General features: G+C 57.3%; 18 protein-coding genes. 9 read left to right on the top strand and 9 right to left on the bottom strand.

Features of this window, described 5'->3' with window-relative positions:
- Positions 1-25: 25 nt before the first annotated feature.
- Entirely contained in the window at positions 26-1,600 is a 1,575-nt protein-coding gene (locus tag ACR0NE_RS13790) for an arylsulfatase (RefSeq protein WP_170597320.1), read from the bottom strand.
- 157 nt (positions 1,601-1,757) lie between these two features.
- Here ACR0NE_RS13790 and ACR0NE_RS13795 point away from each other — a divergent pair, with 157 nt between their 5' ends.
- Complete coding sequence (locus ACR0NE_RS13795) at positions 1,758-2,657, top strand: LysR family transcriptional regulator (RefSeq protein ID WP_170597319.1); 900 nt, start codon at positions 1,758-1,760, stop codon at positions 2,655-2,657.
- Between the two features lie 325 nt (positions 2,658-2,982).
- The gene (locus ACR0NE_RS13800; protein ID WP_170395941.1) at positions 2,983-3,405 is read left to right on the top strand and encodes a tellurite resistance TerB family protein; all 423 of its coding nucleotides are present in this window, start codon (positions 2,983-2,985) and stop codon (positions 3,403-3,405) included.
- Here ACR0NE_RS13800 and dacB read toward each other — a convergent pair.
- The 3 genes from dacB to ACR0NE_RS13815 all read right to left on the bottom strand — a co-directional run bounded on the left by dacB (position 3,402) and on the right by ACR0NE_RS13815 (position 6,071).
- On the bottom strand, positions 3,402-4,880 hold the full coding sequence (dacB, locus tag ACR0NE_RS13805; protein ID WP_170597318.1) for a D-alanyl-D-alanine carboxypeptidase/D-alanyl-D-alanine endopeptidase: 1,479 nt from the start codon (positions 4,878-4,880) through the stop codon (positions 3,402-3,404). The genes ACR0NE_RS13800 and dacB overlap by 4 nt on opposite strands.
- Before the next feature lie 67 nt (positions 4,881-4,947).
- On the bottom strand, positions 4,948-5,568 hold the full coding sequence (locus ACR0NE_RS13810) for a nicotinate-nucleotide adenylyltransferase (RefSeq protein ID WP_170597317.1): 621 nt from the start codon (positions 5,566-5,568) through the stop codon (positions 4,948-4,950).
- Between the two features lie 32 nt (positions 5,569-5,600).
- Complete coding sequence (locus ACR0NE_RS13815; RefSeq protein ID WP_170597316.1) at positions 5,601-6,071, bottom strand: MOSC domain-containing protein; 471 nt, start codon at positions 6,069-6,071, stop codon at positions 5,601-5,603.
- Between the two features lie 138 nt (positions 6,072-6,209).
- On the opposite strand from ACR0NE_RS13815, the gene ettA reads away from it, so the two are divergent.
- Both ettA and ACR0NE_RS13825 read left to right on the top strand, forming a co-directional pair.
- Positions 6,210-7,877: an energy-dependent translational throttle protein EttA gene (ettA, locus tag ACR0NE_RS13820; RefSeq protein WP_010442471.1), complete on the top strand. Its 1,668-nt coding sequence runs from the start codon at positions 6,210-6,212 to the stop codon at positions 7,875-7,877.
- Between the two features lie 4 nt (positions 7,878-7,881).
- Positions 7,882-8,664 carry a hypothetical protein gene (locus ACR0NE_RS13825; protein WP_170597315.1) on the top strand — a complete coding sequence of 261 codons (783 nt, stop codon included), beginning with the start codon at positions 7,882-7,884 and terminating at the stop codon, positions 8,662-8,664.
- A 137-nt stretch (positions 8,665-8,801) separates the two neighbouring features.
- Here ACR0NE_RS13825 and ACR0NE_RS13830 read toward each other — a convergent pair whose 3' ends face one another.
- Together ACR0NE_RS13830 and ACR0NE_RS13835 are read right to left on the bottom strand one after the other, a co-directional pair.
- On the bottom strand, positions 8,802-8,930 hold the full coding sequence (locus ACR0NE_RS13830) for a hypothetical protein (protein ID WP_480459918.1): 129 nt from the start codon (positions 8,928-8,930) through the stop codon (positions 8,802-8,804).
- A gap of 207 nt (positions 8,931-9,137) precedes the next feature.
- Positions 9,138-9,665, bottom strand: a complete 528-nt coding sequence (locus tag ACR0NE_RS13835; RefSeq protein WP_170597314.1) for an REP-associated tyrosine transposase — start codon at positions 9,663-9,665, stop codon at positions 9,138-9,140.
- A gap of 327 nt (positions 9,666-9,992) precedes the next feature.
- On the opposite strand from ACR0NE_RS13835, the gene ACR0NE_RS13840 reads away from it, so the two are divergent.
- Together ACR0NE_RS13840 and ACR0NE_RS13845 are read left to right on the top strand one after the other, a co-directional pair.
- Positions 9,993-10,199 carry a cold-shock protein gene (locus tag ACR0NE_RS13840; protein ID WP_010442474.1) on the top strand — a complete coding sequence of 69 codons (207 nt, stop codon included), beginning with the start codon at positions 9,993-9,995 and terminating at the stop codon, positions 10,197-10,199.
- A gap of 167 nt (positions 10,200-10,366) precedes the next feature.
- On the top strand, positions 10,367-10,921 hold the full coding sequence (locus ACR0NE_RS13845) for a L,D-transpeptidase (protein ID WP_170597313.1): 555 nt from the start codon (positions 10,367-10,369) through the stop codon (positions 10,919-10,921).
- Here ACR0NE_RS13845 and ACR0NE_RS13850 read toward each other — a convergent pair.
- Together ACR0NE_RS13850 and ACR0NE_RS13855 are read right to left on the bottom strand one after the other, a co-directional pair.
- Entirely contained in the window at positions 10,918-11,532 is a 615-nt protein-coding gene (locus ACR0NE_RS13850) for an SOS response-associated peptidase (RefSeq protein ID WP_170597312.1), read from the bottom strand. The genes ACR0NE_RS13845 and ACR0NE_RS13850 overlap by 4 nt on opposite strands.
- Positions 11,533-11,541: 9 nt before the next feature.
- Positions 11,542-12,162: an arylesterase gene (locus ACR0NE_RS13855; RefSeq protein WP_170597311.1), complete on the bottom strand. Its 621-nt coding sequence runs from the start codon at positions 12,160-12,162 to the stop codon at positions 11,542-11,544.
- Between the two features lie 69 nt (positions 12,163-12,231).
- Here ACR0NE_RS13855 and ACR0NE_RS13860 point away from each other — a divergent pair, with 69 nt between their 5' ends.
- Positions 12,232-12,927: an ATP-binding cassette domain-containing protein gene (locus tag ACR0NE_RS13860; RefSeq protein ID WP_170395925.1), complete on the top strand. Its 696-nt coding sequence runs from the start codon at positions 12,232-12,234 to the stop codon at positions 12,925-12,927.
- Positions 12,924-15,452, top strand: coding sequence for an FtsX-like permease family protein (locus ACR0NE_RS13865; RefSeq protein ID WP_170597310.1), 2,529 nt, complete (start codon positions 12,924-12,926; stop codon positions 15,450-15,452). The genes ACR0NE_RS13860 and ACR0NE_RS13865 overlap by 4 nt, the downstream gene beginning before the upstream one ends.
- A 2-nt stretch (positions 15,453-15,454) precedes the next feature.
- Here the strand turns inward: ACR0NE_RS13865 and ACR0NE_RS13870 are convergent, their stop codons facing one another.
- Entirely contained in the window at positions 15,455-15,901 is a 447-nt protein-coding gene (locus tag ACR0NE_RS13870; RefSeq protein ID WP_170423813.1) for an Rrf2 family transcriptional regulator, read from the bottom strand.
- A 94-nt stretch (positions 15,902-15,995) separates the two neighbouring features.
- Between ACR0NE_RS13870 and ACR0NE_RS13875 the strand changes: the two genes are divergently transcribed.
- Positions 15,996-16,607 carry a gamma-glutamylcyclotransferase family protein gene (locus ACR0NE_RS13875; protein WP_170597309.1) on the top strand — a complete coding sequence of 204 codons (612 nt, stop codon included), beginning with the start codon at positions 15,996-15,998 and terminating at the stop codon, positions 16,605-16,607.

A 16,607-nucleotide genomic window follows, 5' to 3' on the forward strand; every position in this document is an offset into this window, starting at 1 on the left:
GGTGATGCCCCCCGAGGTTTGATTTCTACTGCGACATCCCACCTTCGGTCGATATCTGCTCTTCGACATGGCCCTGGTTGGTTATGTCCGACCCCCGCGGAGGATAGTCCTTGAAGGTAGACAGGTGGTTTTGGACGATTTTGGCAGCAGGGCCAAAGGCCCACATTTTGTTGCCCATCCAACGGGTATACATCCCCGATTCCTCAGCTGCCTTCTCATAGGGATCGCGGCGCAGGTTGAACAGCAGGGGCGCGTTCAGTTCCTCTTTTGGACCTGCCCATCCTTCGGTTTGTATCGTGAAATGTGCTTTCCAATCACCATGGCGTACCGCTTGCAGGTCCGGACCTTCATAGTAGATAATCTCGTCCCGGTTGCTCTCACCTTTACCAGTCAGGAAAGGCAGTTGGTTGTAACCATCCAGATGCACCTGATAGCCCTCATAGCCCTTCAGTAGTGATCCAGGCAGATCGTCAGGTCCTCCGGCGGCGGCGACGAGGGTAGGCATCCAGTCAAGACCAGCAAAAATTCCGTTGCTTACGGTCCCGGCGGAAACTCTTCCGGGCCAGCGAATGATAGCAGGAACGCGGAAGCCGCCTTCCCATGTCGTACCTTTTTCGCCTCGGAACGGTGTTGTTCCACCGTCAGGCCAAGTCATGGTTTCGGGGCCGTTATCCGAGGTGAAGACTACAATAGTGTTGTCCGAGATGCCAAGTTCGTCCAGACGGGCCATGACCTTGCCCACGTTGTCGTCAAGCTCTTTCATTACGACATCCTGCAAACCGCGCCCGTCGCCCAGCATTGCCTCGTATTCGGGGCTCAGATGTGTCCAGACATGTGCTCGGGCCGGGGCCATCCAGACAAAGAAGGGCGTGTCGCTATCGACCGCGCGGTTGATGAAGTCCAGAGTATGGGCCGTCACCTCATCGTCGAGCGTTTTTTGCCGATCGGGCGGAGCCGGGCCATCGTCGATTATACGCTGCTTTCCAACCAGGCCCCAGCGAGGATCTACAGTTTCATCAATTGTATCCGTGGCATAGGCGTGGATGATGTTCCGTGGGCCAAATGTGTCGTTGAATTTCTGATCTTTGGGCCAATCGGGGTCAGAGGTGTATTCCATCGCATTCAGGTGGTAAAGCCAGCCCCAATATTCATCGAAACCTTTCACAGTTGGCAGAAACTTGTTCATATCGCCCAAGTGATTTTTGCCAAATTGCCCGGTGGTGTAGCCTAGAGATTTAAGGATGTTGGCCAGAGTAGGGTCTTTTTCATTCAGACCTTTTTCCGGATCTCCGGGCAGCCCGACTGTGTGCATCCCCGTCCGAACTGGCAATTGTCCGGTGATAAAGGCAGATCGCCCTGCGGTGCAGCTTGGCTGTGCATAGTAATCCGTAAGGCGCATACCATCCGCAGCAAGCTGGTCAAGGTTGGGGGTTTTGATACTTTTCACACCCTGATGATAGCTGCCCAGACTGGCCCAGCCGACATCGTCGGCCATGATGACAAGGATATTGGGCTGGTCGGTTTCGGCCAAAACTGGCAGGGCACAGACCGAAGCTGTAGCCAGCGTGGCGGAAACCACAATAGATCGAAAAATGAACATTTTTACCTCTGCGAACGTAGAAGACGATACCGGTGAAGGGAATATCGAAAGTCCGATCAGGGATAGCGGTCGAAACTTTCGCGTCGCAACAGAGCTTTACCGGAATTTCATATTGTGAAATCTAAAGAGCAAAACCTGAAATGTGGTTGACGGCATGATGAACGAAAACTCTTTGACCGCTTTTCTTACATTGGCTGAAATCGGCAGTTTCCAAAATGCTGCCCGTGCGATGGGTGTGTCCAACGCATCATTGTCCCGCTATGTCGGGCAGGCCGAGGACTATACGGGGCTTGTTTTGTTTCATCGAAGCCGAAACAACAGCACTCTGACACGCGCAGGGCAGGAGTTCTTGCCAATCGCCCAGGCGCTGCGCGAAGACCTGAACCAGTATGCAACGCGCGTGGCCGCTTTGCGCGAAACCGGGCCGGGCACTTTGCTGATCGGTTGCGGGCCTCTGACCACGAGAACCCTGATCCTGCCCGCCCTGCGATCAGTGCGGCAAGTGATGCCTGATCTTCGCTTCCGAATTCTGGTAAGCGCCTACGCACGACCGCTTGATTTGTTGCAGGCGGGAAAGTTCGACATGTTCCTCGGTGACCTGACCTACACACCCGAAGCTGACAACGTCGAGATTATGGTGATGGAGAAACAACAAATCCAGTTTGTGGCACATCGCGACCATAAGATTCATCAGCGTGGCCCGCAAACGATGGCAGGCATATTCGATTTTCCCTTCGCATCTCCGCATCTCCACAAACACTGGAAAGCCGCTTTGACAAAAGCACTTGGTGGCGGTGCTGAAGCCGTTGAAAAGGTGAATGCACAGCCGCATATCGAATGCGACGACTACAACCTCCTGACCGGATTGTTGGCAGAACCGGACTACATCGTGGGAGGGATGGCGGACACATTTGCGGATCTGATCCATGCAAAGACGGTGAAACCCGTGTCTATGGCACAGAACCTTACGTGGAACATCTGCGCAGCGCGTAAGTCACAGAACACTTCGGATGCTGTAGAATTATTCTGGAGTGAGCTTGCTAAATTTCGGGCATGACCGGCGGTGCAAGGCATAGAAAAACGCCCAACTGAAACGCTTTATATCTCACGCCTAGTCGTTTCCGTGCAGTCAATTAACTTGGCGAAGTTCTGCTTTAAAATGCTGACAGCGAAAGCCCAAAATGCTTGGTTCGCGACGCGCAGCACATGCAAAGAATAGAAGCCTGGTCGACGGCAGGTATAAGCTCTCAACGGACGTTTACATCACAGCCGAAATCACCCACCCTCACCGATCGCATTCATTGCACCCCAAAACTACCAGTTGAACCTCCTTGCACCCGCTCCTATCGTGCGGCAACAAACGTTTCATTCAGGACGACACCATGACCGAGCAAACCCCACATCCGATGTCCCCGCAGGATTGCCTTGTGGCGATCATGGTGGCGATTTCCGCTTCGGACGAGAACATCCGAACCGCAGAGCTGGTCAAGATTGAAGGCGCAGTCAACATGCTGCCGGTGTTTGCAGGCTACGACATCGACCGAACCCGCCGCGTCTCGCAGATCGTGTTTGATTTGTTTGAGCAGGTGGACGGGCTGGATGCCCTGTTCGGACTGATCCGTGACAACCTGCCCGAACGCCTGAACGAAACCGCCTACGCGCTGGCCTGTGATGTCGCCGCCGCTGACGGCACTCTGGCCGAAACCGAACTGCGCCTGCTGGAAGAAATCCGGTACGAGCTGAGCATCGACCGCCTGCACGCTGCCGCTATCGAACGCGGGGCACGGGCGCGGCATACGACCTAGCTGCCGTAGAGCGTACCCCACCGCTCAATCAGATTGCGCTGCAAAGTGCGAGACCGTCGGTTCCAGGCCCGCGCGCCGTCCGGGCGCTCGCGCGACGCACGCGGGATCGTGGCGCGGTGCGCGGTGTCGGCTGTGAAGATCGCAAACGCCAGATCCACCCCATCTGCCGTTGTCATGTAACCGCCAAGACCCGAGACGAAGTTCAAAGTACCCGTTTTTGCGTCGACCTTGATCGGATGATCCTTGACCGGCTGCCCGTTTTTGTCGGCCAGCGTAAAGGACCGAAGCAACGGCCGCAGCTCCTCTGACTGCCCCGCCGCCACCAGCGTATTGACCAGACCGGCGGGGGCCATACGTGAGGAACCGCTAAGTCCGGAATGATCGACCATCGCGATCCCATCCGCGCCAAAACGCTCTGCCGCCCATAGGTTCATTTCTGCGGCCGAGTCCTCAAGGCTCTGCGGCGCAACCCCGCGCGCCTTGGTGGCCGCCAAACCCACCATTTCGGCGGTTATATTGGTCGAATATCTCAGCATCCCCTTCAGGATGCTTTCCAACGGATCGCTCTGATGCACCACCAGTTCGGTCCCTTGCGGTGCTTGCCGCGTCACCTGCACCCGGCCCAGCACGATCCCATTCACGCGTGCCAGCGTGCGGAACACATCTCCGGCATAAAGCGCAGGCTTGCGTACCGGCAGCCAGCGTGCCCCGCCATTGCCTAGCGCGCCTTTGGCCACGGTCCAGCGATCCTGTCGCGCGCTTGGCTGATAGGTGTAAATCGGCAGGCTGCGGCTCTCGACTCGCATCGATGCCATATCTACCGAAGGCGTATAATTCGCGCTGCGCGCATCCATGGTTACACCATAGCCGGTGCCCTCGCGTTTCCACTCGAAATGCACACGGTTGAAATTCAGGGAAATCCCGCTGATCGACGGGCTATAGCCCAGATGATCTGGCTGCCCCGGATCAATGCTGAAGACGAAGGGCAGCGCACCATCATAGACCTTGAACGCGCCCTTCACCTCGGTGATCCCGGCCTTGCGCAGATTGGCTGCCATTGTGGCCAGCGCGTCTGTATCCAGCAGCGGATCACCGCCACCCGCAAGGATCAAGTCGCCTTTCAGAATACCATTTTCCACCGGTCCATCCGCGATCAAGCGCGTTTCGAACCGATACTCCGGACCCAGCACATCCAGCGCATAAAGCGCGGTCAGCGCCTTGGCGACGCTGGCTGGTGGTAGGCTTTGGCCCTCGCCGAACACCTCCAGCGGCGTTCCGGTTTCCACGTCGGCCACGGCAAAAACAACCTCGCCCCTCAGCCCCGCCGCCTGAACCAGCCGCTCAGCCCCGCTGGGTTGCGGGCCACGCAGCACAGGGCGCAGAGACACCAAAGGCGCCTCGGCCAGACCTGTGCCCGGAACCAGAGACGCCCCTAATCCACCCAGAAACAAACGACGCGAAATTCGATCGACCATGGGTCTATTAGAATCCCAGAGCTTAAATGCAGACAATCACTTGATTAAGATTATGCGCCAAGTGGAGTCATTCGGGCAACACCCCATCGCCCCAGATGCCGCGATTGCGAAAATCAGTTGAACTCAGATCAACCATCGGCACGTTCACGAAACACCAGGCCGGAGCGTCCGCTCGCCCCAGCAAATGCCGCGCCTGCCCGTCGATACGGTACTTGGCATAAAGCCGAGCCGCCGGAGACATCCGCGCCGAGATCCGATCCCCCGGCCGCGCCACAACGCCCACAGGCACGCTGTCCATGATCTGTCGCCAATCTTTCCAGCGGTGAAACTGCGCCAGATTGTCCGCGCCCATCAGCCAAACGAACCGAACCTTAGGATAAAGCCTCCGCAACGCCGACAGCGTATCCGCCGTCGCCCGCGTGCCCGTCAGCGCCTCGATATCCGTGACCTCAACGCGCGGATGCTGCATCACGTCCCGCGCCGCCTCAACCCGCCGCGCCAGAGGCGCAGGCCCCCGCTCCTTAAGAGGGTTCCCCGGAGACACCAGCCACCACACCCGATCCAGCCCGAACGCCTTCATCGCTTCGCGCGTCACATGCACATGACCTTGATGCGGAGGATCAAATGACCCTCCGAACAACCCAACGACCTGCCCGGGCCCCGCATATGGAATGGTACTGCGTTCCATCCTCTGCTGATGTTCAGAACTGAGAGGTGTTGTCAATCAATCGGCTGCACCACATCGCCAAGCCTGACTTGCCCCGGCTGCACTACTTCGGCACACCATCCCCCATGCCCCCGCACAGCAGAATAGCCGCCTTTGCCCAACGCCTCCTCCATCCGACTGCATGGAGCGCAGATCACGGTATAGCGCAAAACGGCCTCCCCGACCTGCACCTCCCGCCCCTTTAGCGCCGCCAGATTGATCCCCGAAACCACCAGATTGCGCCGCAGGATCTCAGGCATAACCGATCCTTGCCCCAGATAAGAGCCAATCGCCGCCAGATGTTCCTGCTGGATCAAAGTCACCGCCCGCTTGCCCGCCCGGCTGCGGTCGTCGTCGAGGCCATCGGCTGATACCCAAACCTCGTTGCGCCCATCCATTTCCGCTCTGCGGCCGGGACGTAAACCGATCCATGTCACCCGGCCCGGTTGCGCCCAACCGGCAATCAGTTCCGCAAATTCTGCCAAAACCCCACCACTCCTTGTCGTGTTGGTTCTACCGGATCAAACGACCACAGAAAATTCACAAAACCACCAGCTTGCCCCGCCCGCTCGCCTCGGATATCCAGCGTTCCAACTTGATTTCCCCGACCCAGAGGACGCGACATGGCTGCCTATCAATATGTCTACCACATGCAGGGTGTCTCCAAGACCTATCCCGGTGGCAAAAAGTGCTTTGAAAACATCCACCTGAGCTTCCTGCCCGGCGTGAAAATCGGTGTCGTCGGCGTCAACGGCGCGGGTAAATCGACGCTGATGAAGATCATGGCGGGCCTCGATACGGACTTCACCGGTGAGGCATGGGCGGCCGAAGGCGCCAAGGTCGGCTATCTGCCGCAGGAGCCGCAACTGGATGAATCGCTCACCGTCCGCGAAAACGTCATGCTGGGCGTGGCCGCGAAAAAGGCCAAGGTCGACCGGTTCAACGAGATTGCCATGGAGATCGCCGAGAACTACTCGGACGAGTTGATGGAGGAAATGACCACCCTGCAGGACGCGATCGACGCGGAAAACCTGTGGGACCTCGACAGTCAGATCGATGTCTCGATGGAAGCGCTGCGCTGCCCGCCGGACGATGCCAACATTGCCAACCTCTCGGGCGGTGAGAAACGCCGCGTTGCGCTCTGCAAGCTGCTGCTGGAAGCGCCCGACATGCTGCTGCTCGACGAACCGACCAACCACCTGGACGCCGAGACCATCGCCTGGCTGCAACAACACCTGATCGACTACAAAGGCACCATCCTGATCGTCACCCACGACCGCTATTTCCTGGATGATATCACCGGCTGGATCCTCGAACTCGACCGCGGCCGCGGCATTCCTTACGAGGGCAACTATTCCGCATGGCTGGAACAAAAAGCCAAACGGCTGGAACAGGAAGCCCGCGAGGACAAATCCAAGCAGAAGACCCTGCAACGCGAGTTGGAGTGGATGCGTCAGGGCCAAAAGGCCCGTCAGGCCAAATCCAAGGCCCGGATCAACGCCTATAATGAGCTGGCCGAACAGTCCGAACGCGAAAAGCTGACCCGCGCCCAGATCGTCATCCCCAACGGCCAGCGCCTTGGTGGCAAGGTGATCGAGGTCGAGGGCCTGTCAAAACACATGGGCGACAAGCAACTGATCGAAGGGCTGGACTTTGCCCTGCCCCCCGGCGGCATCGTCGGCGTAATCGGCCCCAACGGTGCGGGTAAATCGACCCTGTTCAAGATGCTCACCGGTCAGGAACAGCCCGACAGCGGCACCATCACGCTGGGCGATACGGTTGAACTGTCATACGTCGACCAGTCCCGCGACGACCTGAAAGACAATGACACCGTGTGGGAGGCGATCACCGGCGGCGCCGAGATCATCCAACTGGGTGACGCGCAGGTCAATTCCCGCGCCTATTGCTCGTCTTTCAACTTCAAGGGCGGCGACCAGCAGAAAAAGGTCTCGCTACTCTCAGGCGGTGAGCGCAACCGCGTCCACATGGCCCGCCTGCTGAAAGAGGGCGGCAACGTCCTGCTGCTCGACGAACCGACCAACGACCTTGACGTTGAAACCCTGCGTGCGCTGGAAGACGCGCTGGTCGATTTCGCCGGCTGCGCCGTCGTCATCTCGCACGACCGCTTCTTCCTCGACCGGATTTGCACGCATATTCTGGCCTTCGAAGGCGACGCCCATGTGGAGTGGTTCGAGGGCAACTTCGAGGACTACGAAGAGGACAAAAAACGCCGTCTGGGACCGGACGCGCTGGAGCCCAAGCGGTTGAAGCATAAGAAGTTTGCGAGGTGAGCCGATGTATGAAAAGATCTTGGCCTTTCTGAGCAAAAACAAACTTATTCTTGAGTATCTTGGTATCGTCGCGGCACTTGTTGGCTTTGGAGTGGGCTTGTCTCAGTTCTCGCATTCGTTGAACCAAAGCGAGTGGGAAAACAAGATAACAATTTTGGAGAAGCTCACGCCAAGATTTAATCTTTTTCACGATAACAGTGAATTTTCCGACGGAGCCTTTCGGATAAACTATAGCTTAGAAAACAAGTCCGCTTTTGATATTCGCGTCGACCCAATTCACTCGAGATTCATAGTATGTGAAAGACCTAATGCAAAAATATGGAATGCTGAGTACCAGCCTGGTGAAGCTAACTCTGCGGGTTTGGCCGAGAACAGAAAACCGTTGACCCCGGAGCCGGAGTTTCTAATCCGAACCGAAGGAAAAGCACCAATTCCATTAACTTCAACTGTCCCAGTAGGCCTTGTTACATCTAATATCGAAGTGGATGAGCATTTGATCGTAGAAATTGAATTTGTTGCATATTTTGACGAAGCCTATTTGTTGGAAGATTACATTAAAAGCAACAACTTAGAGCAACCCGATTTTATGTCGCTAGGCGCTATGTATGATGCTCCTGCTAGGCATTCCAGGAACTCTGTTTTTGGGGCATTTAAAAGGACGAAGCAAGGTTTTGAAGCCACTAGTCTTGCGCCGTGTGAAAACGCCATTAGAGAAAAGATCCATAGAACACCGCTTAGATCGATAAACTATGCCACTCTTAAAGACTTAGAGAAATCCGATAACTAGCTGGTGAAACAAGCGTAGGATGGGGTTTCACCCCATCACTCACCTAATAATCACGCCCGAACACCCGCACGATGTGTTTCCGCGCACCAAGTCTCTTCCAAACTCCGACCTCTCAAATGATGGGGTGAAACCCCATCCTACGGCTCTCCAAACGCCCCTTCGGTAACCACACCGCTCCACTCTGGTTCTACCCGACCCGCACGAATATCCCGATGGATTGACGAATACGGCCAATCGGTCGGGCGCTCGACCAACCCGTGCTTCACCGGATTCCCTCAACAATACGCCATATGATTGCGGTTATCCTGTTCGTCCCGAATGGTGTGCTCCCAAAACCGGCGTTGCCAAACAGGCGCTTCGCGTCTGTCGGCCCGTAGGCCGGGCTTCAGCAAGCGTAGGATGGGTGCTCGCACCCATCACTCCTCAATTCTCCAATATCCCACCACATAAATTGATGGGTGAAATCACCCATCCTACGGCTCCCCAAACGTCCCTTCGATGACGCCACCACTCCATTCCGGATCAACCTGACCTGTGCGTATATCACGATGGATCGACGAATACGGCCAATCCGTTGGATGCTCCACCAACCCATGTTTGACCGGATTGCCCCAACAATATGCCGTATGATTGCGGTAATCTCGTTCGTCGCGGATACAATGCTCCCAAAACCGGCGTTGCCAAATCCCGCGTTCCTGTTTGACAACCTTGGACTCGCTTCGCGGACCGAATTCTCCGACGGCACGCACAAATCGGCTTTTGATTAACCGCCACCGCGTCGAATAATCCGCATCCCCCGGCGGCAAGGTCCAAACCGCGTGCAAATGATCCGGCAACACAACAAACGCATCGCACCAGAACGGACGCTCCCTCTGGGTCACCGCAAAGGCGGCCCGCAAATGCGCCACCTGTCGCACCAGCAAATCCGACGACCGGTCGGCCAAAGACACGGTGAAAAAATACTTGGCTCCGGGAATGCGGACGCGTCGATAATCGCTCATGCTGTAACTTGATCATGACGAGGGTTAACGGATTCTGAATGCCACTCCGACGCGCCAGATAAATAACCGGACCTTATCAAAGCTCCGCTAACTAATAACCAAAACTATCGGCGGATTCTTGTACAAGTCGGACGATTGCCCCTCAAACCCCTGTACAAACCGTACAATCCGCCCTTGCCACACCGCCTGACCGATGCCATATCCATGAGGCTTACGTTTTTCTATTTCGACCTACTGTCTCCTTCTACGGCGCTCAGTCTATCGATACAGACAACGACGCCGGGCTGCCGCATCCACGTGGGCAGCACTAAACAGGAGACAACGGATATGCCCGCAGGCACCGTAAAATGGTTCAACACCACCAAAGGCTATGGCTTTATCGCACCCGAAGATGGCGGCAAAGACATCTTCGTACACATCTCGGCTGTCGAGCGTTCGGGCCTCACCGGTCTGGCCGACAACCAGAAAGTCACGTACGAGCTGCGCGCTGGTCGTGATGGCCGCGAAAGCGCCGACAATATCGAACTGGCCTAAGCCGTTCAAAGGGCGGGATTTTTCCCGCCCTCTCTGCTATGCCCTCGTTGATTGTGTGGCATAGGGAATACATCACAATCGGGTTATCCCTCCCCGGTGATTGACCAAATCCGCTATCATTTCAAAACTAGCGTTATGATTTCTTTGGTCATTTGAGGGATGTCACCATGTTCACACGCCGCGTATTTCTGGCCGGTACTGCCGTCAGCCTGCTTCCGGGCGTTGTCAGCGCCAAGAAAGCGGTCGAGTATGATCCCACGCCACAATTCGTGCGGGTCAAAAAGCAATTCCTACCCGGTCAGCTGCTGGTCGTTCCCCGTTCCTTCTACCTTTATTACATAACCGAACCCCGCAAAGCGATCCGCTATGGCTGCGGCGTCGGCAAAGCCGGACTGGAGTTTACAGGAACCGCAACTATCGACGTAAAGAAGGAATGGCCCACCTGGCGACCGACCGATGAGATGATCGATCGCGACCCGGTGGCCTATGGTCGGTTCAAGGACAACGACTATGTCCAACCCGGAGGGAGCGATAATCCACTGGGCGCGCGCGCTTTGTATCTGTTCCAAAACGGAGTCGACACCTATTTCCGCATCCATGGCACCACACAACCGCAAACCATCGGTCGCGCGGCCTCGAACGGCTGCATACGGATGCTGAATGAGCATGTAATCGATCTGTACAACCGGGTGCCGATTGGAACCGTGGTGACCGTGGTCTAAGCCGCCGACCAATCCACATCGTCGGCTTGTTCAATCCTCAGGCGACCTTCTGGCCATGGGCGCATCAGCTTCTGCGCCTCTTCTTCGGATCCGTGTAACCAGCAATCCACATCCTGCGACCCCAGCAACACACCCATACGGTGGTGGATCGGCTTTACATCGGCATTTGGCTCACAGGTGACTGCGGCAACCTGATCCACACGCTGCCCACCAGGGGCCTCCCAACTATCCGTAATTGCAGCAAATAACAGCGGTATGCCATCCTTCGCTGCGATACGCCATGCAGTTTTGCGCCGTTTCTCTCCGGTCCACTCGTACCAGCCATCAACTGGTATAACTGCGCGCCCAACACCTTCGAATGCGCTTTTGTCAAAAACCGTTTCAGAGCGAGCGTTGATAATGGTCTCCATCACCGGACGTCCGCGCGCATTGACCCTGCCGACCGGGATCATCCCCCAACGCATCATCTTCAAGCCTTCACCGGTCAATAGCGTCACCTCCTGACCCGGTTGAATGTTTCTGCGCGGGGGTTGAGGCCCTACGTTATCTTTCACGTTCAGGAACTTAGCAATCTCGCCAATTGGTCGTGTGAGAAAAAACCGGCCTGGCATAGGACCCTCCTAATCGGCAGCGCGCTCCGCTAAAGCCAGTACAAAAGGTCCCAGCGCGTCAACGATCAGCGCAACGCCTTGGGCATTTGGATGGATGCCATCAGATTGCATGAACTGGCGCGCGACTGCAGGATCGTTCTTGGTCGTGAGCCCGTCAAAGAAGCTTTCCGCATAGATCGCGCCATACTGCTGCGCCAGTTCCGGATACATGGCATCGAAACTTTGCTTGTAGTCCGTCCCATAGTTCCCGGGGGCATGCATGCCGATCAGCAGAACTTCGACATTCGCAGCTTCAGCGGTGTTCAGGATTGCCTCAAGATTGGTGCGCGACACATCCGGATCGATACCGCGTAACAGATCATTGCCGCCGAGGGCTACAATCATGCCATCGACCTCTGGAGTCAGAGTCCAATCTACGCGGGCGGCTCCTCCTGCGGTCGTATCCCCGGAAACACCAGCGTTGATAAGCTGAATATCCGCCCCTTCCTCCTGCAACCAGCGTTGCAGTTGCGGCACAAACCCGTCTTGTTGCGGAAGTCCATATCCTTGTGTCAGGGAATCTCCGAGCGCCGCAATCACCACCGGCTCAGCCGTCGCGGCAAATCCGCAACAGATGAACACGCCTGACATCAAACCCTTGCGCAGCTTCTGTATCGCGCCATATCCCAATGGACTGTACCCCTCTTGATGGCCTGATCGATGACGACACCCGTTCTCACCCTCCAAGATGCCGCATTATCGCTGGATGGCAATGCCGGAAGAGTGGATATCCTGCACGACATCACCTTGACTGTGAGCAAGGGTGAAACTCTGGGGCTGATCGGTCCCTCTGGTTCCGGAAAGTCTTCGCTACTGATGCTAATGGGCGGCTTAGAACAGGCAACCGGTGGACGCGTTACCGCATTGGGCCAAGATTTGACGAAAATGAGCGAGGATGCGCTGGCACGGTTCAGAAGAGATGCCATGGGCGTAGTGTTTCAGAATTTCCACTTGATTCCGACGATGACCGCGCTTGAGAACGTGGCGACCCCGTTAGAACTCGCGGGACACAAAGATGCTTTCCAGCGCGCCGCGGCCGAGTTGGAGGCCGTGGGCCTTTCACATCGTATCGATCACTACCCGGCGCAGTTGTCAGGCGGCGAGCAACAGCGTGTGGCGCTGGCCCGCGCTTCGGCCCCGCGCCCGCATATATTACTGGCAGATGAACCAACGGGAAATCTGGATGAAACCAACGGTTCAGCAATCATTGATCTGTTATTCGGACTGCGGGACCGTCACGGGGCAACTCTGGTTCTGGTCACGCACAGCCATACGCTGGCTCAGAAATGCGACCGCGTTGTGCGCTTGCGCGATGGGCGTATCGCCGAGGAATCCCAGCGTGAGGCCGCCGAATGAGCCTGCGTCTGGCCGGTCGCCTGGCCCGGCGCGAACTGCGCGGTGGGTTGCGCGGGTTTCGAGTGTTTCTGGCCTGCCTGGCTTTGGGTGTCGCAGCAATTGCTGCGGTTGGCATGGTGCGCCAAGCCATTCAGACCGGATTGCAACAAGAGGGCGCGTCGCTCTTAGGCGGCGATGCCCAGCTGGAGTTCACCTATCGCTTTGCAAACGATGAGGAACGTGACTGGATGGCGGACACCGCGCAAGCAGTGTCGGAGGTCGTCGATTTCAGGTCCATGGCCGTCACGGGTGATGGCGCAGGCGCGCAACGGGCGTTAACTCAGGTGAAGGCCGTGGACGGGGCCTATCCGCTGTTGGGATCGGTGGCTCTGGAACCCGCAGTTTCTTTGCCCGAGGCCTTGGCGGGCGCCGATGGGCTGCCCGGCGCCGTGATGGCTCCGTCCCTGATTGACCGCCTGAACCTTGCGATTGGGGACCAATTTGATCTCGGCACGCAGAGGTTCGTTTTGATGGCCTCGCTGGAACACGAACCGGATGGTGCGGCAGATGGGTTCTCGCTGGGACCGCGCACGTTGGTTCGAACCGAGGATTTGCAATCATCGGGCCTGCTGGCTCCGGGTACTTTGTTTTCCACCAAATACAGGATGAACTTGCCGCAAACCGCCGAGTTGGAGGCGCTGTCGCAGCAAGCCAGGCAGGCCTTCGAGGGAACCGGCATGCGCTGGACTGATGCCCGCAATGGTGCACCGGGGATATCCGAGTTTGTAGGGCGCCTCAGCGCGTTTCTGGTGCTGGTTGGTCTATCCGGATTGGCGGTTGGGGGGATCGGCGTATCGGCTGCCGTGCGCGCCTATCTGTCCCAGAAAACGGAAACCATTGCGACATTGCGGACTTTGGGCGCTGATCGGGCCACAATCTTTCAGACATACATGATCCAGATCGCCGTTCTTTCAAGCGTTGGTATCGTCATGGGTTTGACCCTGGGCGCGGCGCTTCCAATGCTGCTGGCACCGGTTATCGAAACCCAACTGCCGATCCCTGCTGTATTCTCGTTATATCCGCAGCCCCTGTTCGAGGCCGCACTTTATGGTGTGCTAACCGCGTTCCTGTTTACGCTTTGGCCTCTGGCCAGAACCGAGGAGGTGCGTGCGGCAACATTGTTCCGGGATGCGCTGACTTCGGCAAGCAGCTTCCCGCGCTTGATTTATGTAATTGCGACTGCAATTGGCCTGGCCGTACTGATCGGAGCCGCCGCTTGGTTCAGCGGTTCAACCCGGTTGACTCTCTGGACAAGCGCAGGTCTGGCGGGGGCGCTCACTTTGCTGACCCTTTCTGCCTTTGCCATTCGCAAATTGGCCCGCGCGGGCGCTCCTTGGGCCAGAGGGCGTCCAGCCCTGCGGTGGGCGTTGTCCGCCATCTCTGACCCACGCGAAGGCGCAGCATCGGTGGTCCTGTCCCTTGGGCTCGGCCTTTCGGTCCTTGCGGCGGTGGGGCAGATCGACGGCACGCTACGCAATGCGATTTCGGGCAACTTGCCCGAGGTCGCACCCTCGTATTTCTTCGTCGATATCCAGAAGGATCAGATGCCCGGGTTCAGCGAACGTCTCGACACCGACCCTGCCGTCAGTCGGGTAGAAAGCGCTCCGATGCTGCGTGGGATCATTACCAAAATCAATGGGCGACCCGCGCGCGAGATTGCAGGCGATCACTGGGTTCTGGACGGCGACCGGGGCGTAACCTACTCTGCCCGCCCCCCACGGAATGCCCGCGTGACTGACGGGGTTTGGTGGCCAGAGGACTACAGCGGCCCACCGCAAGTCAGCTTTGCCGCAGAAGAGGCCGACGAGATGGGCCTGAAACTGGGCGATGAGCTGACCGTTAATATCCTGGGCCGCGATATCACAGCTGAACTCACATCGCTGCGCGAAGTTGATTTCTCCACTGCAGGAATGGGTTTTGTCATGTCGATGAACCCCTCTGCCTTGGCTGGTGCCCCGCATAGCTTCATCGCTACCGTCTATGCCGAAGAACAGGCCGAGGCCGCCATTCTGCGTGATTTGGCCGGTCAATTCCCCAACATCACGGCAGTCCGGGTCAGAGACGCCATCGACCGGGTATCAGGCCTGCTGGCAGGGCTTGCGGCAGCCACGTCATATGGCGCAGGGGTTTCTCTGTTGACCGGGTTTTTAGTGTTGATCGGTGCGGCGGCAGCGGGCGAACCGGCGCGTAGGTACGAGGCAGCGATCCTCAAGACTCTGGGTGCCAACCGTGGGCGCATATTGCGCAGCTTTGCCCTGCGGGCAATCCTTTTGGGAGCAGCCGCAGGTTGCGTTGCTTTGCTGACCGGAATTCTGGGCGGTTGGGCCGTGGCTACTTATATATTCGACACAGAGTTCGCGGTCATCTGGCCATCCGCGCTTGGGATCGTCATCGCCGGTGTTGGCGTTACCTTAGGCGCGGGGATGGTCTTTGCCCTGCGCCCGCTTTCAGTACGCCCTGCGCGCATACTGCGCGCCAGCGACTGAGTTCAGCGCATACAAGCGACAGGCTGCAATATTTTCAGCAATTGGTCATTGTCGCACACCAACGCATCGAGCGTGATCTCGTCCAGCGACGCATAAAACACCTCAGCCGCATCCCGCAGCGCCAACCGGAGGCGGCAGGCATCGGTCAGTGGGCAGGTGTTGTCAGCATCCGCAAAACACTCGGCAATCGGCAATCCGCCTTCGACATGGCGAAACACGGACCCGACCCGGATCTGATCCGCCGGGCGCGCCAGCGTCATGCCGCCATTGCGGCCGCGTTGTGTGCTGAGATAGTCTAGCTGGCTCAGTTGGTTGATCACCTGTGCCAGATGGTTTTCTGAAATATTACAGACATCGGCGATCTCGGCCTTCGTGACCAGCCGTTCCTGATGTGCGGCGCAATACATCAAAACACGCACCGCGATATTCGTCCGTTTGGTAATCCGCATTAGGGCCTCCCGAATCTCAAGGTGAAGCTTTATTGCATGTCTCGTAAAAAGACTGTTTGACATACATCAATCGTCAAAGAAGGACGCGACCCGCATGGCAGACCCTTATTTCTTCGGCTATGGCAGCCTCGTGAACCTGTCGACGCATGATTTCCCCGACCCGCGCCCAGCGCGACTGAAAGGTTGGCGACGCGCATGGCGGCACACGGATCTGCGCCCGGTGGCGTTTTTGACCGCTGTGCCGGATGCTGATTCCGAGATCGATGGTATGATCGCCCATGTTCCTAAAAACGACTGGGCCGCGTTGGATGAAAGAGAATGGGCCTATGACCGCGTTCCAGCCACACGGTCGGTCACGCACACTCTGACGCAAGAGGTGGAAATCGCTGTCTACGCAGTCCCGCATGATCGACACACCGCGCCCAGCAATCACCATCCCCTATTGCTCAGCTATATTGATGTTGTCGTGCAAGGGTATCTGCGGGCTTTTGGACCAGAGGGCGCCGATCGCTTCTTTGCAACAACCGATGGTTGGGATGCTCCGATTTTGAACGACCGCGCCAAGCCCCGTTATCCCCGTCACCAACAATTGAAGCAGGCAGAGACCGAATTCGTGGATGACCGCCTGCAACGCGTTTCGGCGCAAGTTTTGCGACCCGGAGAACAAAGAAAGGCAGGTGATTTACCTGCCTCCTTCGTATTCTAA

The organism is Ruegeria sp. C9, from assembly GCF_056537585.1.